23 protein-coding genes are annotated in these 23,899 nt (G+C 73.9%); 7 read left to right on the top strand and 16 right to left on the bottom strand.

What is annotated here, in order from left to right; genetic code table 11:
• Positions 1-130: 130 nt before the first annotated feature.
• Positions 131-397 carry a hypothetical protein gene (locus CRP52_RS18235; RefSeq protein WP_143685779.1) on the top strand — a complete coding sequence of 89 codons (267 nt, stop codon included), beginning with the start codon at positions 131-133 and terminating at the stop codon, positions 395-397.
• A 65-nt stretch (positions 398-462) separates the two neighbouring features.
• Here CRP52_RS18235 and hemB read toward each other — a convergent pair whose 3' ends face one another.
• From hemB to CRP52_RS18200, 7 genes are all read right to left on the bottom strand, one after another.
• Positions 463-1,443: a porphobilinogen synthase gene (gene hemB / locus CRP52_RS18230; protein ID WP_097237390.1), complete on the bottom strand. Its 981-nt coding sequence runs from the start codon at positions 1,441-1,443 to the stop codon at positions 463-465.
• Between the two features lie 71 nt (positions 1,444-1,514).
• On the bottom strand, positions 1,515-3,164 hold the full coding sequence (locus CRP52_RS18225; RefSeq protein ID WP_097237389.1) for a uroporphyrinogen-III synthase: 1,650 nt from the start codon (positions 3,162-3,164) through the stop codon (positions 1,515-1,517).
• Positions 3,161-4,168, bottom strand: a complete 1,008-nt coding sequence (gene hemC, locus CRP52_RS18220; protein WP_097237388.1) for a hydroxymethylbilane synthase — start codon at positions 4,166-4,168, stop codon at positions 3,161-3,163. The genes CRP52_RS18225 and hemC overlap by 4 nt, the downstream gene beginning before the upstream one ends.
• 41 nt (positions 4,169-4,209) lie before the next feature.
• Positions 4,210-5,550: a glutamyl-tRNA reductase gene (locus CRP52_RS18215; protein ID WP_097237387.1), complete on the bottom strand. Its 1,341-nt coding sequence runs from the start codon at positions 5,548-5,550 to the stop codon at positions 4,210-4,212.
• Between the two features lie 25 nt (positions 5,551-5,575).
• The gene (locus CRP52_RS18210; RefSeq protein WP_257032551.1) at positions 5,576-6,478 is read right to left on the bottom strand and encodes a redox-sensing transcriptional repressor Rex; all 903 of its coding nucleotides are present in this window, start codon (positions 6,476-6,478) and stop codon (positions 5,576-5,578) included.
• A 101-nt stretch (positions 6,479-6,579) separates the two neighbouring features.
• The gene (locus tag CRP52_RS18205) at positions 6,580-7,326 is read right to left on the bottom strand and encodes a 3'-5' exonuclease (protein ID WP_097237385.1); all 747 of its coding nucleotides are present in this window, start codon (positions 7,324-7,326) and stop codon (positions 6,580-6,582) included.
• 163 nt (positions 7,327-7,489) lie between these two features.
• Positions 7,490-7,783 carry a glutaredoxin family protein gene (locus tag CRP52_RS18200; RefSeq protein ID WP_097237384.1) on the bottom strand — a complete coding sequence of 98 codons (294 nt, stop codon included), beginning with the start codon at positions 7,781-7,783 and terminating at the stop codon, positions 7,490-7,492.
• Between the two features lie 113 nt (positions 7,784-7,896).
• On the opposite strand from CRP52_RS18200, the gene CRP52_RS18195 reads away from it, so the two are divergent.
• From CRP52_RS18195 to CRP52_RS18185, 3 genes are all read left to right on the top strand, one after another.
• A complete protein-coding gene (locus CRP52_RS18195) occupies positions 7,897-8,874 on the top strand; it encodes an HAD family hydrolase (RefSeq protein WP_097237383.1) in 978 nt (325 codons plus the stop codon).
• Between the two features lie 582 nt (positions 8,875-9,456).
• On the top strand, positions 9,457-10,278 hold the full coding sequence (locus CRP52_RS18190; RefSeq protein ID WP_097240159.1) for an ECF subfamily RNA polymerase sigma factor, BldN family: 822 nt from the start codon (positions 9,457-9,459) through the stop codon (positions 10,276-10,278).
• Positions 10,279-10,548: 270 nt separating this feature from the next.
• On the top strand, positions 10,549-11,841 hold the full coding sequence (locus tag CRP52_RS18185) for a DUF5667 domain-containing protein (protein ID WP_143685778.1): 1,293 nt from the start codon (positions 10,549-10,551) through the stop codon (positions 11,839-11,841).
• Positions 11,842-11,968: 127 nt separating this feature from the next.
• On the opposite strand, the gene CRP52_RS18180 is transcribed toward CRP52_RS18185, so the two are convergent.
• The 5 genes from CRP52_RS18180 to CRP52_RS18160 all read right to left on the bottom strand — a co-directional run bounded on the left by CRP52_RS18180 (position 11,969) and on the right by CRP52_RS18160 (position 16,176).
• Entirely contained in the window at positions 11,969-12,976 is a 1,008-nt protein-coding gene (locus CRP52_RS18180; RefSeq protein WP_097237381.1) for a lysophospholipid acyltransferase family protein, read from the bottom strand.
• Positions 12,977-12,983: 7 nt separating this feature from the next.
• Positions 12,984-14,105, bottom strand: coding sequence for an NAD-dependent epimerase/dehydratase family protein (locus tag CRP52_RS18175; RefSeq protein WP_097240158.1), 1,122 nt, complete (start codon positions 14,103-14,105; stop codon positions 12,984-12,986).
• A 151-nt stretch (positions 14,106-14,256) separates the two neighbouring features.
• Entirely contained in the window at positions 14,257-14,355 is a 99-nt protein-coding gene (locus CRP52_RS18170; RefSeq protein ID WP_003948845.1) for a 30S ribosomal protein bS22, read from the bottom strand.
• Between the two features lie 189 nt (positions 14,356-14,544).
• On the bottom strand, positions 14,545-14,754 hold the full coding sequence (locus CRP52_RS18165) for a helix-turn-helix domain-containing protein (RefSeq protein WP_045699258.1): 210 nt from the start codon (positions 14,752-14,754) through the stop codon (positions 14,545-14,547).
• Between the two features lie 225 nt (positions 14,755-14,979).
• Positions 14,980-16,176, bottom strand: coding sequence for an acetoin utilization protein AcuC (locus CRP52_RS18160; protein ID WP_097237380.1), 1,197 nt, complete (start codon positions 16,174-16,176; stop codon positions 14,980-14,982).
• A 145-nt stretch (positions 16,177-16,321) separates the two neighbouring features.
• Between CRP52_RS18160 and CRP52_RS18155 the strand changes: the two genes are divergently transcribed.
• The gene (locus tag CRP52_RS18155; protein ID WP_097237379.1) at positions 16,322-16,786 is read left to right on the top strand and encodes a hypothetical protein; all 465 of its coding nucleotides are present in this window, start codon (positions 16,322-16,324) and stop codon (positions 16,784-16,786) included.
• A 40-nt stretch (positions 16,787-16,826) separates the two neighbouring features.
• Here CRP52_RS18155 and CRP52_RS18150 read toward each other — a convergent pair whose 3' ends face one another.
• Together CRP52_RS18150 and proC are read right to left on the bottom strand one after the other, a co-directional pair.
• The gene (locus tag CRP52_RS18150) at positions 16,827-18,041 is read right to left on the bottom strand and encodes an MFS transporter (RefSeq protein ID WP_097237378.1); all 1,215 of its coding nucleotides are present in this window, start codon (positions 18,039-18,041) and stop codon (positions 16,827-16,829) included.
• Between the two features lie 185 nt (positions 18,042-18,226).
• Positions 18,227-19,054, bottom strand: a complete 828-nt coding sequence (proC, locus tag CRP52_RS18145) for a pyrroline-5-carboxylate reductase (RefSeq protein WP_097237377.1) — start codon at positions 19,052-19,054, stop codon at positions 18,227-18,229.
• Positions 19,055-19,230: 176 nt separating this feature from the next.
• Here proC and CRP52_RS18140 point away from each other — a divergent pair, with 176 nt between their 5' ends.
• Together CRP52_RS18140 and CRP52_RS37670 are read left to right on the top strand one after the other, a co-directional pair.
• On the top strand, positions 19,231-19,680 hold the full coding sequence (locus CRP52_RS18140) for a hypothetical protein (protein WP_143685777.1): 450 nt from the start codon (positions 19,231-19,233) through the stop codon (positions 19,678-19,680).
• A gap of 155 nt (positions 19,681-19,835) precedes the next feature.
• Entirely contained in the window at positions 19,836-21,194 is a 1,359-nt protein-coding gene (locus tag CRP52_RS37670) for an SCO2583/SCO2584 N-terminal domain-containing protein (RefSeq protein WP_097237375.1), read from the top strand.
• 76 nt (positions 21,195-21,270) lie between these two features.
• Here CRP52_RS37670 and CRP52_RS18130 read toward each other — a convergent pair whose 3' ends face one another.
• Entirely contained in the window at positions 21,271-21,819 is a 549-nt protein-coding gene (locus CRP52_RS18130; protein WP_097237374.1) for a hypothetical protein, read from the bottom strand.
• Between the two features lie 117 nt (positions 21,820-21,936).
• Positions 21,937-23,781 (bottom strand): dihydroxy-acid dehydratase, encoded by a 1,845-nt coding sequence (gene ilvD / locus CRP52_RS18125; RefSeq protein WP_097237373.1) that lies wholly within the window; start codon positions 23,779-23,781, stop codon positions 21,937-21,939.
• Between the last annotated feature and the right edge of the window lie 118 nt (positions 23,782-23,899).

Raw genomic sequence — 23,899 nt, 5'->3', positions numbered from 1 at the left:
GACGGCCGCCGCAGCGCGGACCGGCCGGGTGACCGCTCGTCCGGGCCGGCGCGGGGCGCGCGGCCGGACGAACGGATGTGAACACGTGTCAGAGCGTCCGAGCGGGCGCTCCCAGAGAGAGGGCAGATCCATGAAGAGCATGCTGGCCAAGGCCGCGCTGACCGCCACCGCCGCACTGGCACTCGCGGGCGCCGCCACCCCGGCCTTCGCCCACGCCGGCCTGGTCGGCGGCGGCTCGTTCGCCGCCACCGCGAACCAGCCGTTCCTGGCGGCCGAGGGCTTCGGCATCGCCCACACCACGGACACCGCCGCGGGCGGCTTCGGTGCCGTCGCCGCCACCTCCACCGACATCGTCGGCGGCGGCGAGGGCTTCGCCCACATCAAGGGCTGGATGTAGCAAACGGGAAGGCCGGGCCGCTCCCCGCGAGGGGAACGGCCCGGCCTTCTGCGTTGCGGCGCCTGCTACTTGAGCAACCGGGCCGCTTCCACGGCCCAGTAGGTGAGGATCTGCTCGGCACCGGCCCGGCGGATGGAGGTGAGCGTCTCCAGGATGGTGCGCTCGCGCTCGATCCAGCCGTTGGCGGCGGCGGCCTCCACCATCGCGTACTCGCCGGAGATCTGGTAGGCGGACACCGGCACCGGGGAGACGTCGGCGACCTGCCGCAGCACGTCCAGGTACAGCATGGCGGGCTTCACCATCACCATGTCCGCGCCCTCGGCGAGGTCCAACTCCAGCTCGCGCAGCGCCTCGCGGGCGTTGGCCGGGTCCTGCTGGTAGCTCTTGCGGTCGCCCTTGAGCGAGGAGTTGACGGCCTCGCGGAACGGGCCGTACAGCGCGGAGGCGTACTTGGCGGTGTAGGCGAGGATGCTGACGTCCTGGTGGCCGGCCCCGTCCAACGCCCGGCGGATGACCGCGATCTGACCGTCCATCATCCCCGACGGGCCGACCACGTGGACGCCTGCCTCGGCCTGGACCACGGCCATCTCGGCGTAGCGCTCCAGGGTCGCGTCGTTGTCCACGCTGCCGTCCTCGGCCAGCACGCCGCAGTGGCCGTGGTCGGTGAACTCGTCCAGGCAGAGGTCCGACATGACCACCAGCTGGTCGCCGACCTCGGCGACCACGTCGCGGATGGCCTGCTGCAGGATCCCGTCCGGGTTCGTCCCCTCGGAGCCGACGGCGTCCTTCACCTCGGGCAGGCCGAACAGCATGATGCCGCCCACGCCGGCCTCGGCGGCCTCCACCGCGGCCTTCCGCAGGGTGTCCCGGGTGTGCTGGACCACGCCGGGCATCGAGGTGATCGGCTTCGGCGCGGTGATGCCCTCGCTGACGAAGGCGGGCAGGATCAGCTCCGCCGGGTGCAGCCGGGTCTCGGCGACCAGCCGGCGCATCGCCGGGCTCTGCCGCAGTCGGCGCGGGCGTACGTACGGGAATTCAGCGGACACGGCTTCTCTCTCCGAACGGTCGTACAGTGCCGGGGGCGACGAACTGCCGCCCCCGGCACCCTGGTTGAGGGTCAGCGGGCCTTGCGGCGCGAGCCCGGGCGGCGCTCGCTCGGCCGGTAGACCGGCTCGCCCGCCGCCGTCGCGGTGTCACGGCGCTTGGCCCCGAAGTCTGCCAGCGCCTGGGCCAGCGCGGCCGCCGACGGCGCCGGGGCCATCACGTCGACCCGCAGGCCGTGCTCCTCGGCGGTCTTGGCGGTCGCCGGGCCGATGCAGGCGATGACCGTGACGTTGTGCGGCTTGCCCGCGATGCCGACCAGGTTCCGGACGGTCGAGGACGAGGTGAACAGCACCGCGTCGAAGCCGCCGCCCTTGATCGCCTCGCGGGTCTCGGCCGGCGGCGGCGAGGCGCGCACCGTCCGGTACGCCGTCACGTCGTCGACCTCCCAGCCGAGCTCGACCAGGCCGGCCACCAGGGTCTCGGTGGCGATGTCGGCGCGCGGCAGCAGCACCCGGTCGATCGGGTCGAAGACCGGGTCGTACGGCGGCCAGTCCTCCAGCAGACCGGCGGCGGACTGCTCGCCGGAGGGCACCAGGTCCGGCTTCACACCGAAGTCCACCAGGGCCTGCGCGGTGGTCTCGCCGACCGCCGCGACCTTGATCCCGGCGAACGCGCGGGCGTCCAGGCCGTACTCCTCGAACTTCTCCCGGACCGCGCGCACCGCGTTCACCGAGGTGAAGGCGATCCACTCGTAGCGGCCGGTGACCAGGCCCTTGATGGCCCGCTCCATCTGCTGCGGGGTGCGCGGCGGCTCGACCGCGATGGTCGGCACCTCCTGCGGCACCGCGCCGTACGAGCGCAGCTGCTCGGACAGGCCGGTGGCCTGCTCCTTGGTGCGCGGCACGAGGACGTTCCAGCCGAACAGCGGCTTGGTCTCGAACCAGGAGTGCGAGGCCCGGTGGGCGACCTGCTCGCCCACCACGGCTATCACCGAGGTGGCCGGGTCGACCGGGGCGGAGACCGGCGAGGGCAGCACCCGGGCGGCCTTCAGGTCGGCCGCGATGCCGGCCAGGGTGGAGGTGAAGGTCCGCTGGCGGGTGGTGGTGCCGGAGAGCGTCGCGCTCAGCGCCGACTCCGGCTTGCGGCCGTTGGAGACCAGCGCGCCCGCGGTGGCCGGCAGCTGGCCCAGGGTGGTGCGGACCACCAGGGTGGTCTCCGCGCCGCCCAGGTCCACCGGGCCGCCGGACAGCAGCTGGGCGCCGTCCACGAAGCGCACGTCGGTGCCGGCCCCGGCCCGCAGCGGGACGCCCGCGTACGCCGGGACGCCGACCGACTGGGCGACGCCGGGGATCACCTCGAAGGGGATCCCGTCGCCCGCGCAGCTGAGCATCTCCTCGGCGGCGCAGCCGTCCAGGCCAGGGTCGCCGTCGACGGTGCGGACCACGTGCTTGCCGGAGCGGACGGCCTCGGCGACCAGCTTGGCGAGGTCGAAGTCGGCGCCCTCGGCGGCCGGGGTGTGCACCTGCACGGCGGCCGGACAGTGGCTGCGCACGGCGGCCGCGGTCAGCGGGTCGGCGACCAGGACGTCGGCGGTCGACAGCACCTCGACCGCGCGCAGCGTCAGCAGGCCCGGGTCCCCGGGGCCCGCGCCCAGGAAGGTGCACCGTCCGGTGGCGGGCTGTCCCGCCGGGAACAGGTCGTCGGTGGCGGCGGTGGGGCTCATCGGGCTCGCTCCCCCATCAGGGCGTCCGCGCCCGCGCCGAGCAGCCGGTCAGCCAGCGCGCGGCCGAGGGCCGCCGCCTGCTGCTCGGCGGTCTCGTCGAGGACGATCGGACCATTGGCGGACATCTTCAGCAGGGCGGAGCCGTCGGGGTTGCCGACCACGCCGTCCAGCCGCAGTTCGTTCTCCCGGCCCCAGGTGGCCAGTGCGGCCACCGGCGCCGAGCAGCCGGCCTCCAGGGTGGCCAGCAGCGCGCGCTCGGCGGCCACGGCGACCCGGGTGGGGGCGTGGTCCAGGGCCGAGAGCGCGACGGTCAGATCCGCGTTCGCGGTGGTGCACTCGATCGCGAGCGCGCCCTGGCCGGGGGCCGGGATCATCAGCTCGGGGTCGAGGTGCTGGGAGATCTCGGCGCCGCGGCCGAGCCGGTTGAGGCCGGCCGTGGCCAGCACCACCGCGTCCAGCTCGCCCGCGGTCACGTAGCCGATCCGGGTGTCCACGTTGCCGCGGATCGCGACGGTCTCCAGCTGGGCACCGCGGGCGGTGGCCCAGGCGTTCAGCTGGGCCATCCGGCGGGGGGAGCCGGTGCCGATCCGGGCCGTACGGCCGGCGCCGGCGAGCTTCTCCACCAGCTCGTCCAGGGCCAGGCCCTCGGCCGCGACCAGGGCGTCCCTGGTGTCCTCGCGCTCGGGGACGGCGGCCAGCACCAGGCCCGCGGGGGCGGCGGTGGGCAGGTCCTTGAGCGAGTGCACGGCGAAGTCGATCCGGCCCTCCAGCAGCGCGTCGCGCAGCGCGGAGACGAACACCCCGGTGCCGCCGATCTGCGCCAGCGCCTCGCGGGAGGTGTCGCCGTAGGTGGTGATCTCGACCAGCTCGACGGGGCGTCCGGTGAGCCTGGTCACCTCGCGGGCCACCATGCCCGACTGGGCCATGGCGAGGGCGCTGCGCCGGGTGCCGAGCCGCAGGGCCGCGGTGGCCGGAGGCTGCTCCGTGATCGGTTGACCATTCATGAGGTGATCGTCCCGGTGGTACTCGTGGGATGGCTGACGGTTCATCTGCTGCCCCCGGCGGAGGGCTGGGGCGTGCCGCCGACGGGCGTGCCCGACACGGCGTGCACGGCCGCCGGGTCGAGGTCGAACAGCTCGCGCAGGGCCTCCGCGTAGGAGGCTCCGCCGGGCTCGGCGGCCAGCTGCTTCACCCGGACGGTCGGGGCGTGCAGCAGCTTGTCGACGACGCGGCGGACGGTCTGGGTGATCTCGGCGCGGGAGCGCTCGTCCAGGTCGGGCAGCCGGGAGTCCAGCCGGCCCAGCTCGGCGGCGACGACGTCGGAGGCCATCGCGCGCAGCGCGACCACGGTCGGCGCGATCCGGGCGGCCCGCTGGGCGGCGCCGAAGGCGCTCACCTCGTCGGCGACGATCCGGGTGACCTGGTCGACGTCGCCGGCGCCGGGGGTGGCGGCGTGCGCGTGCGACAGGCTCTCCAGGTCGACCAGCAGGGCGCCGGGCAGCTCGTGCACGGCGTGGTCGACGTCGCGCGGCATCGCCAGGTCGAGCAGGGCGAGCGGCTGCGCGGCCGTATGGGAGGCGACGGCGGCGGCCACGTCCTCGGCCCGGATCACCACGCCGGCCGCGCCGGTGCAGGAGATCACCAGGTCGACGTCGGCCAGCACCTCCGGCACCTTGGCGAGGTCCACGGTGCGGGCCACGTCCGGGCCGAGGATCTCGACCAGGCGCTCGGCGCGGGCCGGCGTCCGGTTGGCGATCAGCAGGTCGGTCACGCCGGAGCGGACCAGGGTGGCGGCGGCCAGCGAGCTCATCGAGCCGGCGCCGACCACCAGCGCGCGCTTGCCGGCGATCTCGCCCGCGCCCGCGGCGACCTGCTCCAGGCCGAAGGTGACCAGCGACTGGCCGGCCTTGTCGATGCCGGTCTCGCTGTGCGCCCGCTTGCCGACCCGCAGCGCCTGCTGGAACAGCTCGTTCAGGCCGCGCCCGGCGGTGTGCTCCTCCTGGGCCTTGGCCAGCGCGTCGCGCAGCTGGCCGAGGATCTGGCCCTCGCCGACCACCATCGAGTCCAGCCCGCAGGCCACCGAGAAGAGGTGGTGGACGGCGCGGTCCTCGTAGTGGACGTACAGGTGGGAGGTCAGCTCCTCCAGGTCCACCCCGCTGTGGTGGGCCAGCAGCAGCGACAGCTCGGCGACGCCGGCGTGGAACTTGTCCACGTCCGCGTACAGCTCGATCCGGTTGCAGGTGTTCAGCAGCGCGGCCTCGGCGACGGTGGCGGTGGCCGCCGCGTCGTGCAGCAGCCGGGTCGGCACGTCACCGGTCAGGGCGGCGCGTTCCAGCACCCCGACCGGGGCCGTGCGATGGCTCAGCCCTACGACGAGAAGGCTCATGCCCGCCCCCCACAGCTCTCGGTGTTCATGCGGGCATCACCGCGGAGAGGTCCCCGTCGCCGCCCTTGGCGCTCTTTCCCTTGGCCTGCTCGGCCGGGTCCTTGGCCGCCGACTCGGCGGTGCCGCGGGCCTTGCCGGTGCCGCCGGCCGCGCGGCGCAGCTTGGCCGCGGCGGCCCGGACCGGGCCGGGGGCGCGGTCGAGCACCGACTCGGAGCGGTCGTCCGGCTCCTCACCGGCCTTGCGCTGCTCGTGGAAGGCGAGGATCTGCAGCTCGATGGAGAGGTCCACCTTGCGCACGTCCACGCCGTCCGGGACGGTCAGCACGGTCGGGGCGAAGTTCAGGATGCTGGTGACGCCCGACTCGACCAGCCGGTCGCACACCTGCTGGGCGGCGCCGGGCGGGGTGGTGATCACACCGATCGAGACGTGCTGGCTCTCGACGATCGACTCCAGCTCGTCCATGTGGCGCACCGGGAGCCCGGCCGCGCTGGTGCCCACCACGTTCGGGTCGGCGTCCAGCAGGGCGGCCACCCGGAAGCCGCGGGAGGCGAAGCCGCCGTAGTTGGCGAGGGCGTGGCCGAGGTTCCCGATGCCGACGATGACGACCGGCCAGTCCTGGGTCAGACCGAGCTCGCGGGAGATCTGGTAGACGAGGTACTCGACGTCGTAGCCGACGCCGCGGGTGCCGTAGGAGCCGAGGTAGGAGAAGTCCTTGCGGAGCTTGGCCGAGTTCACGCCGGCCGCGGCGGCCAGCTCCTCGGAGGAGACGGTCGGCACCGAGCGCTCGGAGAGCGCGGTGAGGGCCCGCAGGTAGAGGGGCAGGCGCGCGACGGTCGCCTCCGGGATTCCCCGGGCACGCGAGGGTCGGCGCGCGGCGCCCTGGTCGGGCGTCTGCGAACTGCTCTGTGGTGATCGGCCGATTGCCACGGTGCTCCTGTGGGTGAAGCTGGGCTTTGGCAGCCAGGCTATGCGTTTGTGAACGTGTGCACAAAGATGGTGTCCGATTTGTCCCCGCACAGTGATGCGCATCACGCCGTCGAACCCATAGCACCGGCCCGCGTCAGCACGACCTCCGGGGCCTGCGAACCGGGCAGCCACGGGCCGTACGACGCCTCCCGGCGCAGCAGCGGGACGGCCCCGCCGGACGGGCGGGAACGGGCCCGGCCCAGCCGCGGCCAGGGCACCCGGGCCGCCTCCCGCAGCGGCCCGGCCCAGTCGTCCGGCGGGCAGGACGGGGCGCCCAGGCAGTGCCGCAGCAGCTCCGCCGTCACCCGGGCGTCGCCCAGCGCGGTGTGCGCCGGGTACCACCCCAGGCCGGCCGCCTCCACGCAGGCCGCCAGGCCGTACCCGGGCAGCTCCGGCAGATGGGCGCGGGCCAGCCCCATCGTGCACAGCACCGGGACGGGCGGCAGCGGCACCCCGATCCGGGCGAACTCGCGGTCCAGGAAGGCGTGGTCACAGCTGACGTGGTGACCGACCAGCACCCGGCCGGCCAGCAGCTCCAGCAGCCGCGGGGCGATCTCCCGGAAACGCGGGGCGCCCTCGACGTCGCACTGGCGTATCCGGTGCACATGGGTCGGGCCGACCGGGCCCAGCGGATCCAGCAGGGTGGCGAACTCCCCCTCGGGGCACAGCCGCTCGTCGAGCAGCACCACCGCGACCTCCACCACCCGGTGCCGCCACGGGCTGCGGCCGGTCGCCTCCACGTCCACCACGGCGAAACCTCCGGCCCCGTGCGGGACTCCGGGCGTCCCGGGGATCGGGGCGGGAAGCATGGCGGCACTCCTCGTGTGCTCAGCCCCCCACGGGCGCAAACGCGTTCGATCGTAAGCCGACCAACCCGCCCCGCCTCACGCCGGAACGGGATGGGTTTGGCAACGATTCGGCGAAGCGCCCCCGCCGATCGGCGGGGGCGCGGGCGCTCGTGCGGACGGCCGATCAGCCGCCGAGGGCGGTGCGCAGGCGGCGCTCGTCGACCCGCCAGAAGTCGTGCTGACGGCCGTCGATCAGGGTCACCGGGATCTGCTCCCAGTAGCGCCGGTACAGCTCCTCGTCCTGGGTGATGTCCTTCTCCTCGAAGGACGCCCCCAGCTCGCCCGCCACCCGGACGATCACCTCCCGGGCCTCGTCGCACAGGTGGCAGCCGGGCTTGCCGACCAGGGTCACGGTCCGGCCCGCGGGATCGGGGCTCTTGCGTCGCAGCAGTGGGCTCACCAAGCCATTTTGCGCCATCGCCCACCGGCCCCGGGCCCGGCTCGGGCGAGCGGGGCGGTGGGCCGGCTGTTCACCTTCCGGGCACGGCTTCGTCACGGCCGCTCCGCGTGCGGCTGGCTATGCTCGATGGCATGGCCGTGCTCCGAAGGCTCACCCAGGCGAAGCGCTCCACCAGCGAGCGGAGCGCCCTGGCGGGCGAAGCCGCGGCCGAGGCCGCCGAGGCCGCGCTGCGCGCCGAGCCCGAGCCCGCCGCCGAGGCGACCGCGCCGGCCGCGGCCAAGCCCGGGAAAGCGCCGAAGGCCCCGGCCGGGAACCACACCCCGGAGCCGGGCGACGCCCGCGCCGCCGCCTTCTTCGACTGCGACAACACCATCCTGCGCGGCGCCGCGATCTTCTACCTCGGCGTCGGCCTCTTCCGCCGCGGCTTCCTCACCCGCCGCGACATCGCCCGCTTCGCCTGGCAGCAGGCCTGGTTCCGGCTGCACGGCGCCGAGGACCCGGACCACATCTCGGACGCCCAGCAGTCCGCCCTCGGCATCGTGGCCGGCAAGCGCACCGCCGACCTGGAGGCGATCTGCGAGGAGGTCTTCGAGGAGGTCGTCGCCGACAAGATCTGGCCCGGCACCCGCGCCCTGGTCCAGATGCACCTGGACGCCGGCCAGCGGGTCTGGCTGGTCACCGCCGCCCCGCTGGAGGTGGCCCGGATCATCGCCCGGGGGCTCGGCATGACCGGCGCGCTGGGCACCGTCGCCGAGGCCCGGGACGGCCACTACACCGGCCGGCTGGTCGGCGACCTGCTGCACGGCCCGGCCAAGGCCGCCGCCGTCCGGGCGCTGGCCCGGCGCGAGCGCCTGGACCTCGACCGCTGCGCCGCGTACAGCGACTCCGCCAACGACATCCCGATGCTCTCCCTGGTCGGCCACCCGTACGTGGTGAACCCGGACGGCGCGCTGCGCCGCCACGCCCGGGCCCAGGGGTGGCGGGTGCGGGACTTCCGGACGGGCCGCAAGGCAGCCCGGGTCGGCCTGCCGGCGGCGGCCGCGCTCGGGGCGGCCGCCGGAGCGACGGCGGTCGCGGTGGCGCTGCACCGGCGTCGCCGCCGCGCCTGAGCCCCTTCGCCGCAGACCCCTTCGGAGCCGTCGTCGGGACCGCCGACGGGGCCCGCGGTGCCTTCCCGACGGGCTCGCCCGGGCGGGTGACCGGGCGTCAACCAGGGCCCTGACCTGGCCGCTCTTACGGGCGAACTCCCCTTCGTCGTGCGGCAGTCCGGGGCTCTCGCTCGAACTTGCCAGCCGGTGACCGGTTCTGATCGTTCGCCAGCCGGGGAAAGTCAGGGGTTGCCGGGCCCCAAGACTGGGAAACCGCCCGCCAGACCGCCGAATTGGTCACCCTGGGCACCTGTTCGATCACGTTGAGCCGGATGAAGGATGCCAGCTCCGGTCAGTGTCAGCCGAATATGCACAACAAATGGATCCCAAACGACCACTTCGGCCACACGGTGTAGCTGTCATTGCACAAAGCGTTATTCTCTCCTGGATGCACGTCCCCACGCGTCCCGCTCGAACGGACGCTTCGGGGAGTGCTCTCCGCGCAGGCGGAGGTGATCCGTCCACAGTTCTGCCTCTGGGAGTCCCGTGTACCCACCCGTCCGGAACGACGCGCCTGCACCCTCCCGCCCGTCGTCCGCGCCCCTGCGCCCCCGCACCGGCCACCGCGGCCGACCGACCGCCGAGCGGCAGATCTCCACCGGCCTGGACCTGCTGCGCAGCCTGCTCCGCAGCCAGCTCGCCGCCTCGCCCCAACTCGCGCCCGCCGGAGGATCGTTCGGCCACCCGCACGGCGCCGGCCTGGCGCTGCGCACCACCGCCGCCGGCTCGGCCGGCACCGGCTCGCGCAGCCGCACCGGCACCACCGGCGTCGGCCGCGGCCGCTCCCGGACGGCGGCCGGCCCCGGCTACGAGACCGAGCACAACCCGATCATGGAGCTGGTGGAGCGGGCCCAGGCCGGCGAGAGCGAGGCCTTCGGGCGGCTCTACGACCACTACGCGGACACCGTCTACCGCTACATCTACTACCGGGTCGGCAGCCGGGCCACCGCCGAGGACCTCACCAGCGAGACCTTCCTGCGCGCGCTGCGCCGGATCGGCACCTTCACCTGGCAGGGCCGCGACTTCGGCGCCTGGCTGGTCACCATCGCCCGCAACCTGGTCGCCGACCACTTCAAGTCCAGCCGCTTCCGGCTGGAGGTCACCACCGGCGAGATGCTCGACTCCAACGAGTGCGAGCGCAGCCCGGAGGAGTCGGTGCTGGAGTCGCTCTCCAACGCCGCCCTGCTGGACGCCGTCCGGCGGCTCAACCCGCAGCAGCAGGAGTGCGTCACCCTGCGCTTCCTGCAAGGGCTCTCGGTGGCCGAGACGGCGCGGATCATGGGCAAGAACGAGGGCGCCATCAAGACCCTCCAGTACCGCGCCGTGCGCACCCTGGCCCGGCTGCTCCCGCCCGACGCGCGGTGAGCCGGCCGTGACCGAAGGGGAGATACCCGCCGGGCGGCCCGGTCGGACGTCACCGTCCGCATCCGACCGACACGTCAGGGTGAACGGTCGGTCCGATGATCAGCCGTGCGTAACCGACCGCCCCCACCGATCGTTGGCCAACGTGCAAGCCCCCACCAGGCATACGGTCAAGTCGAATTGTGACCTATCACCCGATGGAGTGGCTTTGGCCCGCCGGGGCAACCGTCCGGCAGGCCGGGGTGTCGACAACGACGAAGGGAGGTGTGGCCCGTGACGGCAAACGTGCTGGAGCACCGGCGGGCGAAGGCCTTCGCCGAGGCGCTGGAGGCCCACCAGGCGGAGCAACGCCCTGCGGCCAACGCGGAATCGGCCAACACCGGTGACACCAAGGCCGGTTCGGCCGCGATGGCCGAACTGGTCGGCCTGACCGACACACTGGGGGCGCTGCCCGGGCCGGAGCTGGACCGTGAGGTCCGAACGGTCCAACGCGCCCAGCTGATGGCCGCCTTCGAGCAGGCCTTCGCCGGCGGGCCGGGCGCCGCGGTGCCCCGCCAACGCCGCCACCGGGCGATCCGGACGGCGCCACGCGGCCGCTGGAGCCGCCGGTTCGCGATCGGCGGGCTCGTCGCCGGGCTGGCCGTCGGCAGCCTGGCCGGCGCTGCCGCCGCGAGTTCCAACGCCCTCCCCGGGGACACGCTGTACGGGCTCAAGCGCGGCCTCGAAGGGCTCCGTCTCGACTTCGCGGGCTCCGACTCCGAGCGCGGTGAACTGCTGCTCGACAACGCCGCCACCCGGCTCGACGAGGCCAAGGTCCTGGTCGGCCGCACCGGCCCGGCCGGCGGGCTCAGCCCGGACACGGTCGAGCAGGTCCGCCACGCCCTGGACGACATGCACGCCGACGCCCTCAGGGGCCGCGAGCTGCTGCGCTCGGTCTACCGCAGCAACGGCTCGCTGGACCCGATGCGCGCGCTGGCCGGCTTCGCCCACGACGAGGACGGCCGCTGGACCGAGCTGCAGGGCAGGCTGCCCGTCCAACTGACCCGGCAGGCCAGCCTGGTGAACCAGCTCTTCGACGACATAAGCGAGGACGTCGCGCCCCTGCGGCTGGCCCAGTCCCCCGCCAAGAGCGGTGGCACGGGCGGCCCCGGAGCGGGCGACGGCTCGGCCGACCCGACCGGCGGCTCCTCCGCCGGTGCCCCGGCGAACGGCACCGGCGCCGCTCCGGGCGACCAGGTCTCCGGCGGAGCGACCGGCGGCAGCCGCCCCGGCGGCGGCGTGGCCCCGGCCAACCCCGGCGCCGGCGCGACGGGCGGCAGCGGCAAGGGCGGCGGCCTGCCGAGCACCCTGCCCACCAGCGCCCCGGACGCCGTCAACGGGCTGGTCGGCGACCTCACCAGCGGGCTCACCGGTGCCAAGCCCGCGCCGAGCGCCGACGCGGCCCCGTCGCAGGCGCCCCAGCCGTCCGGCACGCCCGGCGTCCCGGACGCGGCCCGTCAGCAGGGTGTCGAGGTTCCCCCGCTGGTCCCGGGCCTGCTGCCCGGGCTGCGAATCCTCGGCGGCTGACGTCAGGACTGCGGGGGCCCGGCGGAGTGCGATATCCGCCGGGCCCCCGCTGCGTGGCCGGCCGTTCCGGAAGCCGGCCGTTCCGGAGGAGCCGGGTCGGCAGGAGCGCAGGGCCGGGGGCCGGGGGTCAGAAGAAGACCGAGCGCCGCTGCACCAGCAGCTGGTACAGCGAGTGCTGGATGGTCTCGCGCACCTCGTCGGCCAGGTCGAAGACCAGCATCGGATCGTCCGCCGCCTCCGCCGGGTACCCGTCGGTGGCGATCGGCTCGCCGAAGCGGATCGTCCACTTGGTCGGCAGCGGCAGCACCCCGAGCGGCCCCAGCCAGGGGAAGGTCGGGGTGATCGGCACGTACGGCAGGCCCAGCAGCCGGGCCAGCGTCTTCACGTTGCCGACCATCGGGTAGGTCTCCTCCGCCCCGACGATCGAGCAGGGCACGATCGGCACCTTCGCCCGCAGCGCCGAGGCCACGAAGCCGCCGCGGCCGAAGCGCTGGAGCTTGTAGCGCTCGGAGAACGGCTTGCCGATGCCCTTGAAGCCCTCCGGCCAGACCCCGACCACCTCGCCGCGCTCCAGCAGCGCCTGCGCGTCCTCGTTGCAGGCCAGCGTGTGGCCGGCCTTGCGGGCCAGCTCGTTGATGCCGGGCAGTACGAAGACCAGGTCGGCGGCGAGCATCCGCAGGTGGCGCCGGTTCGGGTGGTGGTCGTGGATGACCACCTGGGTCATCAGCGCGTCCAGCGGGATCGTCCCGGAGTGGTTGGCGACGATCAGCACGCCGCCCTCGGCCGGGATGTTCTCCACGCCCTGGACGTCGATCCGGAAGTACTTCTCGGCCAGCGGGCGCAGCAGCGAGAGCAGCACCTCCTCGGTGAGCTCCCGGTCGAAGCCGAACTCGTCCACCTCGTAGTCGCCGGTGACCCGGCGGCGCAGGAAGGCCAGCCGCTCGGCCGCGCGGCCCTCCCAGCCCTTGCCGAGCAGCCGGGTGGCGGCCGGGCCGAGCGGCCCGGACAGTGCCCCGCCGACCGCCCCGGCCAGCCGGTCGGCCAGCCCGGGACTCTCGGGGGAGCTGTAGCTGGGGGCGGACTCGATCGGGATGACCTTGGCCTCGCCCGGTGCGTTCTCGGCTGCGGCACTCATCGCGGGTTCAGCTCCTCGGTCGGCGGGGGCGGTTCGGTACGGCGCCCGGTGCGGCGGGGTCCGCCCCTTCCGGGCCGAGCAGGGCGCTCAGCCGGTCGGTGACGGCGGCCAGCCGCTCGGGCGGCAACAGGCCCGGCCCCTGGGCGGCGGCGAAGTCGGCGAAGGCCTGCGGGGTGGTGAACGCCGGGCGGTAGCCGAAGGTCTCGCGCAGCCGGGTGGTGTCCACCACCCGGCCGTGGGTGAGCAGTCGCAGCTGCTCCGGGGAGACGTCGACCAGCCGGGTCTGCCGGGCCAGCACGGCCATCCAACTGACGGCGGGCAGCAGCAGCGGCAGGGTGGGCCGGCCGAGCCGGCGGGCGCACTGGGAGAGCAGCAGGACGCCCTCCCCCGCCACGTTGAAGGTCCCGGTGTTGACGGTGCCCGGCTCGGGCTCGACGGCGGCCCGGCAGAGCACGGCGACGGCGTCGTCCTCGTGCACGAACTGCAGCCGCGGGTCGTAGCCGAGGACGGTCGGCAGCACCGGCAGCGCGAAGTACTCGCTGAGCGGGGTGTCCGCGTTCGGGCCGACGATGTTGGCGAAGCGCAGCACCGTCACGGCGACGTCCGGACGGCGCCGGGCGAAGCCGCGGACGTAGCCCTCGACCTCGGCGGCGTCCTTGGCGAAGCCCCCGCCGGGCGGGTCCTTCGGCTGGATCCGCTCGCTGAACACGGCCGGGTCGCGGGGCGCGGATCCGTACACGCCGGTGGTGGACTTCACCACCAGCCGGCGCACCCCGGGGGCCTTCTGGCAGGCGCCGAGCAGCTGCATGGTGCCGATGACGTTGGATTCCTTCACCGCGGAGCGGTTGGTGGAGCCCAGGCCGGTGGCGCTGACGCTGAGGTGCACGACGGTGTCCACCCGGTGCTCGGCGAGCACCCGGGAGAGTGCCGGGCGGCGCAGGTCGAGCTGGTGGAAGCGGTACGGGGCGGCCGGGCCCGCGAACTCCCCTGCGGACTCCTCGGCCGGCAGCCGGGGCGGCTGCACGTCCACGCCGACGACCAGGTCCACGCCGGGGAGGCGGCGGACCTCGGCGGCGAAGCGGGCACCGAGATGGCGTGCCACGCCGGTGACGAGCACGACCACGCCCACGGTGCTGCACCCCATTCCCTCGACCCGAGCGGACTGCGTGCACCGTACCGCGCCGCCGCGCCGGGCCGTGAAACGACACCGCCCGCCCCGGGCCGCAGGGGCCGGGACGGGCGGTGAAAGCGCTGGGCGCGCGGGGCGCGGCCGGGGGCGCTTACTTCTTGTTGCGACGCTGAACGCGAGTGCGCTTGAGAAGCTTGCGGTGCTTCTTCTTGGCCATACGCTTGCGACGCTTCTTGATGACAGAGCCCACGGAACAACCCTCGCTCACTGAGACTCTCGTCCGTGAGAGACGGAGTCCATACGACTGACGTGAGGGCCTAGCCTACCGTCCGCCGGGCCGGGGCCGTAATCGTGCTCCCCGTTGCCGGGAAACTCGCGGGAAATCCGGGGCGAACGGGGCCGGTCCGCGGCTGCGGGCCGGGCCCCGCCGACCCGGGGCCTACGCGCTCTCAAGCCGCACGTACGACTCCTTGAGGTACTCGTGCACCGCCTGCTGGGGCACCCGGAAGGACCGTCCGACCCGGATGGCCGGCAGCTCTCCGCTGTGCACCAGGCGGTACACCGTCATCTTGGACACCCGCATGACCGCGGCGACCTCCGCCACGGTCAGGAAGACGACTTCCTGCAGGGGACGCTCCACGGAACTCATGACCATCACCCGACCCTTACCCGTGTGCAAGGCACCGGCTTCCCCTCCGGTGACTCCACCGGCACACGTGTATCCCCAGAGTAGTTATGGGTGGTACCAGTGGGAAGAGGGGAAGTGCAGTCCTCGTACGGTGAGAGATAGGCCTGTTGCAGTACGTAGCCGCTCGGCGGATCGGACGGGTCTCCGTACGCACCGCCCGGCGGGCCCGTGCTGCGGGCGGCGGGTTCAGGCCAGCAGGCCGTGGTGGGGGAAGACCGCGCGGCGGGCGGCGAGGATGGCCTGATCGAGCCGGTCGGCCGGATCGTAACCCGCGTCGAAGTCGCGCCAGGCCGGGCGGGCGCCGTCGGTCATCCGGAGCGGGGCCGGGCGGCGGGTGCGGCGGTAGACCTCGGCGCGCCAGGGCTCGGGGGTCTCGGTGGCCGGGTCGACGGGCCGGCCGGCGGCGGTGGCGACCAGGTGGGTCCAGCTGCGCGGGACGACGTCCACCACGGCGTAGCCGCCCCCGCCGGTGGCCACCCAGCGGCCGTCGGCGTGACGGTGGGCCAGGTCGTGCAGCTCCTCGGCGATCAGCCGCTGGGCGTCGACGGTGACGGCGAGGTGGGCGAGCGGGTCCTCCAGGTGGGTGTCCGCGCCGTGCTGGGTGACCAGGACCTGTGGCCGGAAGGCGTCCAGCAGTTCGGGCACCAGGGCGTGGAAGGCGCGCAGCCAGCCGGCGTCGCCGGTGCCGGCCGGCAGCGGCAGGTTGGCGGCGGATCCGGGGGCGTCCGGGCCGCCGGTCTCGGTGGGCCAGCCGGTCTGCGGGAAGAGCGTGGCGGGGTGTTCGTGCAGCGAGACCGTGAGCACCCGCGGGTCGTTCCAGAAGGCCTCCTGGACGCCGTCGCCGTGGTGGACGTCCACGTCGACGTAGGCGACCCGTTCGGCGCCGAGTTCGAGCAGCCGGGCGACGGCCAGCGCCGGGTCGTTGTAGACGCAGAAGCCGGAGGCCTTGGCGGGCATCGCGTGGTGCAGTCCGCCGGCGAAGTTGACGGCGTGCGGGGTCTCGCCGCGCCAGACGGCCTCGGCGGCGGCCACGGACTGGCCGGCGATCAGCGCGGAGGCCGAATGGATCGCGGGGAAGGACCAGTTGTCTTCGGTGCCGAGCCCGTGCCGGGGGTCGGACAGCTCGGGGTGGGCGGCGGCGTGCCTGACCGCCTCGACGTACTCCCCGGTGTGCACCAGCCGGAGGGTGGAGTCGCCGGCGGGCGGCGCGGAGCGGACGGTCACCCCGGGGCCGGCGTTCAGGCCGAGGGCCTCGACCAGGCGCATGGTGAGGGCCAACCGGGTCGGGTCCATCGGGTGGCCGGGGCCGAAGTCGTAGGCGGTGACGGCCTCGTCCCAGAAGAGGTGCAGGCCGCAGGGGGTGTCACGCTCGGCTTCGGGCATGGCCTCCACCGTAGCGGGTGGCGGTGGGGCGGTCGGCACCGAGGCGGTGCAGACAAAATCTTCACGGCTCCCTATCCTCTCCGCCATGAAGCCATTCAGCGTGCAACGCCTCGGGGTAATTCTCGCTGCATTACTGGGACTTGGCATGGTCTTTGCCGCCCAGCCGGCCTCCGCCGCGGTCAGTGGCACCACCTTCGCCGTCAACAAGTCGACGGCGGCACCCGGTGACCAACTGACCCTGACGCTGACCCTCGCCAACACCGAGAGCAGCGACATCTACTTCGCCTACGAGTTCATCCAGCCGATCTGGCCGGCCAACCAGCAGGCCGGCGCCTTCAACGTGCTCAGCTGCGCCGGCGACTCCACCGACTGCTCGGTGAACGGCAACAACGCCGCCTTCCACTTCACTGCGCCGATCGCCCCCGGAGCCAGCCGTACCGTCACGCTGACCGTCCAGGTCACCGCGACCCCGACCTGGGGCGCCGGACCGTACACGCTGAACTGGGCGCCGTACGTCTACTACGAGTTCGGCCAGGTGGGCGGGCAGTCCACCACCAAGGACCAGCTGTGGGCCAACGGCCTGCCCGAGCTGCAGACCGTGATCAGCTGACCCCCGTCCCGCCGACCGCTCCAGCCGCCTGCCCCCGCCGTCACGCGACGGCGGGGGCAGGCGCGGGCGCCGGGGCGAAGCGGTCGGCCAGCGGCAGGACGGCGAGCACCAGCAGCATCGGGGCCAGCAGCGCCCAGCGGTACGAGCTCGCGTCGGCGATCGCCCCGACCAGCGGCGAACCCACCAGGAAACCCACGTAGTTGAAGAGGTTGAGCCGGGCCACCGCGGCATCCGAGTCGGCCGGGAAGAGCCGGCCGCCGGCCGCGAACACCTGCGGGATGATCGCGCAGATGCCGAAGCCCAGCACGGTGAACCCGGCGATGCCCGCCCAGGCAGCGGGCGCGACGGCCGCCACCCCGAAGCCGAACGCGGCCAGCGCCGCACCGGAGCGGACCACCGGGACGGCGCCGAAGCGCTGCACCGCGCGGTCCCCCAGGGCGCGGCCGAGCAGCATCGCCACCATGTAGCCGAGGTAGGACAGCTTGGCCAGGTCCTCCCGGCTGCCCAGGCCGTCGGTGAGGTACTTGACGCTGTAGTTGGAGACCGAGGCGTCGGCGATGTAGGCGAAGGCCATCGCCAGGCAGAGCGGCAGCAGCGGCCGCCAAGGGATGGACCGGGCGGCGGCCTCGGCGGCCTCCCGGACGGCGTCGCCGAGCTCGGCGGGCCCGGCGAATCGCGTGCCGGTGAGCACCGCGAGCGGGGCGATCACCGCGGCGGCCGTACCGAACAGCACCGGCAGCCCGAGGTCGTAGTGCGAACCGAGGCCGGCGAGGGCCGCGCCGAGGATGCCGCCGAGGCTGAACGCGGCATGGAAGCCGATCATGATCGAGCGGCCGTAGCGGTGCTGCAGGCCCACCCCGAGCATGTTCATACTGGCGTCCAGCGCACCCACCAGCAGGCCGAACGCGCCCAGCGCCAGGGCGAGTTGCCACAGGGCGCTGCCCAGCCCGGCGGCCGCGAGGCTGAGGCAGACGGCGGGCTGGACCACCCGCAGCACGGCCCGCGCGCCGGTGCGCTTCACCAGCTGCTCGGAGGTGATCGAACCGACCCCGGCCAGGATCGGCACCGCGGCCAGGAAGACCGGCAACAGCCCGTCGCTCAGCCCGTACCGGCGCTGGATCTCCGGGATGCAGGTGACCAGCAGCGCGAAGGTGGTTCCCTGGAGCAGGAAGCTGACGGCCAGCGCGGCCCGCCCGACCCGCAGGCCGGGCGCCGGCGGGGACGGGACGGGCTGCACGGGCGGCGCGGCACTCATACGGACCTCCACACGGGCCGCCACACGGGGCCCTCCACGACGAGCCACCCGGCGGCCTCGCTACCGGCCGGTAGGACGATGTTGGCGAGAGCGTAGGCGGTGCGCCGCGTTTGCGGGAGGGGTCGTGCAGGGACTTCCCCGCCGGCCGGCCCTGCTGCCGAGTCCCCTGTCGGGGGCGCCGCGGACTACTTCCCGCCGGAGGCCAACTCCCGGGAGCGGTCCCGGGCCGCCTCCAGGGCGCCCAGCAGCGCGGCCCGCACCCCGTGGTTCTCCAGCTCGCGGATGGCCGCGATGGTGGTGCCCGCCGGGGAGGTGACCGCCTCGCGCAGCTTCACCGGGTGCTCGCCGGAATCCCGCAGCATCACCGAGGCGCCGATCGCGGACTGCACGATCAGGTCGTGCGCCACCTGCCGGGGCAGGCCGAGCAGGATGCCGGCGTCCGTCATCGCCTCGACCAGGAAGTAGAAGTACGCCGGGCCCGAGCCGGACAGCGCCGTGGCCGCGTCCTGCTGGGACTCGGGCAGCCGCAGCGCCTTGCCGACCGAGCTGAAGATCTGCTCCGCCCGCGCCAGGTGCTCCTCGGAGGCGTGCGAGCCGGCCGAGATGACGCTCATCCCCTCGTCCACCAGGACCGGCGTGTTGGGCATCACCCGGACCACCGGGGTGCCGGCCGCCAGCCGCTCCTCGAACCAGGCGGTGGGGATGCCTGCCGCGGCCGAGATCACCAGCCGGTCCGCAGCAATGTGCGGGGCCAGCTCCTCCAGCAGGGTGCCCATGTCCTGCGGCTTGACCGCGAGGATCAGGGTGTCGGCGAGCTTGGCGGCCTCGGCGTTGGAGACGGCCACCACGCCGTACCGGCCGGCGAGTTCGACTGCGCGCTCGGGGCGGCGGGCGGTCACCAGGACGTCCGCCGGATCCTTGCCGGCCCGCAGCAGACCGGAGAGCAGGGCCTCGCCGATCTTGCCGGTGCCCAGGAAGGCGATCTTCTGTCCGTGTGCTGCGCTGCTGCCCATGGTCCGCTCCTTGCCTCGGTACTTCGGCCATCCTCGCACCGCACGCAGGCACCCGGCGGGACCGTCCGGTCCGTGGTCGCGGGGCCGGACGACCGCAGTGCGAGGACGGACCCTAGGGGTGAGAACCAGGGGGTTCCCCTATGGCCCCCGGGCCGGAGCGGGCGCACCGTGGAGGCATGGCACACGACGAAATGTCCCGACGTGAGAACCGGCAACTCGCCGTCGCCTCGGCGACCGTGGGCCCGTGGCGGACCGCCGCGGGAGTCGGTGCGGTGGTGGGGGCGACAGCCCTGGGGATCGAGGCGATCTCCGGCAGCTGGTCGCTGAGCATGCTGGCCGGACCGGCCGGCTGGGCCCTGTTCTTCTTCTTCCTGGTCGGCACCATCGGCGGCCGACTGCGCCGCGACACCGCCGACCGGCGGCTGCGCCGCTGGGCGAACGACCACCCGTGGCAGTCCGCCCTCCCGGCGGCCGGCGCGCTCCTGGGACTGAACACCCTGGTGCAGCTGTTCCTCGGCGACGCCGGCCTGTTCGGCGCCTTCTTCCTCTCCTTGCTCCCGGCCGGCCTCCTGCTGGCGATCGCCGGGGTGGTGGGGTCGGTCAAGCAGGCCCGCGGCAGGTCCTGAAAGAGCAGGTCACAGGGCCGGAACAGCGGCTCCAGGACGTGAACAGCGGCGCGGTTCCGGACGAAAGGGGTTGAAGCACCCCCGGCGGACACGAGTTCACCACCCGGTGCGCCCCCGATCGACGTGCCGTCACACCCCGTCGTCATACTGGCGCGATGCCGATAGCCGAAGATCCGGAACCGCGCCCCGCCAGGGGCGACGAGCCGGGCGGGTCCGACCCGTCCGGGACGGGCGAGAAGGACCCGTTCGCCGACCTCGTCCTGGACGAGGAGTTCGTCCGCAACGCCAGCGTCAAGGAACAGGCCGGGCGCACCCGCATGCTGAGCGCCCGGTGGAAGCACACCCCGCCGGTCGACCCGGGCGGCCGCCGCTCGGTCAACGACGGCCCCGCGCCCAAGCGCCGGTTCGGCCGCAAGCCGAAGCCGCAGCCGCTCGATCCCTGGGGCAACCCGCGCCCGCGCCGCCGCCGGTTCGCATGGCGCACGCCGCTCTACGTCGCCCTGACCGTCGCCGTGCTGCTCGCGGCGCTGAACACCGGCGCGCTGCGCACCTGGTACGCCGACCACCTCGGCGGCCCCTCCGCGGCCCACACGCCGGTGCCCACCGTCGCCCCCGAGACCGCCAAGCCGACCACCGCCCCGCCCAAGGTCGACGAGCAGCAGCCGACCGTCGACCACCCCTGGGCCGGCTCCCCCGCCGAGGGCTGGCCGAACGGCGCCGACGCCTTCGTCCTCCCCGAGGCCCAGGCCACCGGCGTCTTCTCCGCCGAGCAGGTCGCCGCCCAGCTGAAGTCCGTCAAGGACTACCTGATCGCCGCCAACCTCGACCCGAAGGTCATCGGGGGCGGCCGGCCGGACGCCGCCCTGGCCCTGCTGGAGCGGCAGGACCAGGACGGTGCGAAGACGGCGCTGGACCACCCGACCAAGGAGAACGACCCGACCAGCTGGTTCAGCCGCTTCGACCCGCGCGACGCGATCCCGGTGGGCGACACGGTCAAGGTCCAAGGCCGGATGACCTACGAGGGCGACGGCGACAAGGGCGTCCTGATCCACACCGACTTCAGCTTCGTGTACGCGCTGCGCCCCGGCCCGGACGCCGCCAAGCGGGCCGTGTCGCCCCAGCCGACGCCGGGCGCCCCGCAGCCGACGAAGTCGGCCCCGGCGCAGGGCGGCGGCACCGCCAGGCCGGTGGGTCTGCTGACGCCCTCGGACGACGTGGCCGGGGACACCTGGACCACCCGCACGATCGTGCGCCGGGTGGACACCTTCCGCTTCTACGACCCGGCCCGCTACCAGGTCCAGCCGAAGAAGATCGTCTACGACAAGAGCCAGACCGACCCCGCCAACTCGGCGTGCGACGTCTACGACGGCTACTTCCACCCGCAGTTCGACCAGTTCGCGGCGCTGCAGCAGGACACCCCCGGCTCCCGGCCGACCGGCCCGGCGATCGACCCGTACGACCGCAGCAAGGACATCCAGCAGACCGAGGAGTGCGGCACGATCAGCCGCAACTGACCGGCCCGTTGCGGCTCGTTGCGGCTCGTTGCGGCTCGTTGCGGCTCGTTGCTGCCGATCGGTCGGCCCCGGCTTGTCAGCGCTTGCGCTTGGGCCGGCTCGGCGCCTTGGCGTCGGGCCGGCCGCTGCGGCTCGACTGGCGCTTCTCGTACTGGGCGACCGCCCGCTCGTACGCGGCCCGGTGGACCGCCTCGCCGGGGGCCTCGACCAGGCTGCGGGCGAAGTAGGCGAGCAGGGAGCCGGCGCCGCCGATCAGCCAGACCGCGCCGAGCGACTTGTCCTCGGCCATCCAGCCGGTCAGCTGGTCCTTGCCCTCGGTGAGCACCTTCCAGGTGCGCCGGACGGACATCATCGAGCAGACCGCGATGGCGGCGGTCAGCAGCCCGTTGAGGAAGGTGCCCTGGTCGGAGAGGGCGATGCCCTCGACGCCGAAGCGGAGCACCAGCACCACGGCGGCGGTCGCGACCAGGGCGCCGGCCGACACGGCGACCCGGCGCAGCCAGTAGCCGCCGTCCCGGTTCAGCCAGCTGGTGCCGAACCAGCGGATCGGCTCCGGCTCTGGAGCACCGGCCGGCCTGGGGGCGCCGTCGGGCTTGAGGGCGGGGGTGGGGGGCTGCTCGCTCACGCCGTCGATTATCACCCGGCCGCCGCAGCTGCCGGAGGGGCCGTCCCGTGTGCCGGGACGGCCCCTCCGTCGTTCATCGGCGTCGCCGCCCGGCCTCGGCCGGGCGCGGGACGCCGCTCAGCCGAGCTTGGTCACGTCGCGGACGGCGCCCTTGTCGGCGGAGGTGGCCATCGCGGCGTAGGCCCGCAGCGCCTGGCTGACCTGGCGGTCGCGGTTCTTCGGGCGGTAGCCGCCCGAGGCCTCCAGGGCGCGCCGACGCTCGGCGAGGACCTCGTCCGGGACCTCCAGGGAGATCGTCCGGCCGGGAATGTCGATGGCGATGATGTCGCCGTCCTCGACCAGCGCGATGGTGCCGCCGGAGGCCGCCTCCGGGGAGGCGTGGCCGATGGACAGGCCCGAGGTGCCGCCGGAGAAGCGGCCGTCGGTGACCAGTGCGCAGGCCTTGCCGAGGCCCCGGCCCTTGAGGAAGGAGGTCGGGTAGAGCATCTCCTGCATGCCCGGGCCGCCCTTGGGGCCCTCGTAGCGGATGACGACGACGTCGCCCTCCTTGACCCGCTTGGCCAGGATCGCCTCGACGGCGTCCTCCTGGGACTCCACCACGACGGCCGGGCCGCTGAACGTCCAGATCGACTCGTCCACGCCGGCGGTCTTCACGATGCAGCCGTCCTCGGCGAGGTTGCCGTACAGCACGGCCAGGCCGCCCTCGACGGAGTAGGCGTGCTCGACGCTGCGGATGCAGCCCCGGGCGCCGTCGGTGTCCAGCGACTCCCAGCGCTCGGACTGCGAGAAGGCCTCGGCGGAGCGGACGCAGCCGGGGGCGGCGTGCCACAGCTCGACGGCCTCGGCGGAGGGCGAGCCGCCGCGCACGTCCCAGGTCTTGAGCCACTCGGCGAGCGAGTCGGCGTGCACGGTGTGGACGTCCTCGTTGAGCAGCCCGGCGCGGTACAGCTCGCCGAGGATGGCCGGGATGCCGCCGGCCCGGTGGACGTCCTCCATGTAGTACGAGCCGTTGGGCGCGACCTTGGACAGGCAGGGCACCTTGCGGGAGATCGCGTCGATGGCCCGCTGGTCGAAGTCCAGCTCCGCCTCCTGGGCGGCGGCGAGCAGGTGCAGGATGGTGTTGGTCGAGCCGCCCATGGCGATGTCCAGGGCCATCGCGTTCTCGAAGGCGGCGCGGGTGGCGATCGCCCGGGGCAGCACGGAGGCGTCGTCCTGGCCGTAGTGGCGGTTCGTGATCTCGACGACGGTCCGTCCGGCCTTCTCGTACAGCGCCCGGCGGGCGGTGTGGGTGGCGAGCACCGAGCCGTTGCCGGGCAGGGAGAGGCCGATCGCCTCGGTGAGGCAGTTCATCGAGTTGGCGGTGAACATGCCGGAGCACGAGCCGCAGGTGGGGCAGGCGTTCTCCTCGATGATCGCGATGTCCTCGTCGGAGACGTTCTCGTTGACGGCCTGGGAGATCGCGTCGACCAGGTCCAGCTTGCGCACGGTGCCGTCGACCAGGGTGGCCTTGCCGGCCTCCATCGGGCCGCCGGAGACGAAGACGGTCGGGATGTTCAGGCGCAGCGCGGCCATCAGCATGCCCGGGGTGATCTTGTCGCAGTTGGAGATGCAGATCAGGGCGTCGGCGCAGTGCGCGTTGACCATGTACTCGACCGAGTCGGCGATCAGGTCGCGCGAGGGCAGCGAGTAGAGCATGCCGCCGTGGCCCATCGCGATGCCGTCGTCCACCGCGATGGTGTTGAACTCGCGCGGGATGCCGCCCGCCTGCTTGATCGCCTCGGAGACGATCCGGCCCACCGGCTGGAGGTGGGTGTGGCCGGGGACGAACTCGGTGAAGGAGTTGGCGACCGCGATGATCGGCTTGCCGAAGTCCTCGCGGGCTACGCCGGCGGCCCGGAGAAGCGCCCGGGCGCCTGCCATGTTGCGACCGTGGGTGACCGTACGGGACCTCAGCTCGGGCACTGTGCTCCACTCCTTCGGGGCTCTCGCGGGCGCCCCGCTGGTGGGAGGGTGCGGGGGCCGCTGTGGCTACGAGCCTACGCCCGCCGTCCAGGCGGCGGACCGGCCGTCCGCGATGCGG

It is taken from the genome of Streptomyces sp. 1331.2 (assembly GCF_900199205.1).
In the GTDB taxonomy this organism is placed as follows: domain Bacteria; phylum Actinomycetota; class Actinomycetes; order Streptomycetales; family Streptomycetaceae; genus Kitasatospora.
Note: the sequence above shows the minus strand (reverse complement) of the source record. Positions and strands in the feature narration are given on the sequence as shown.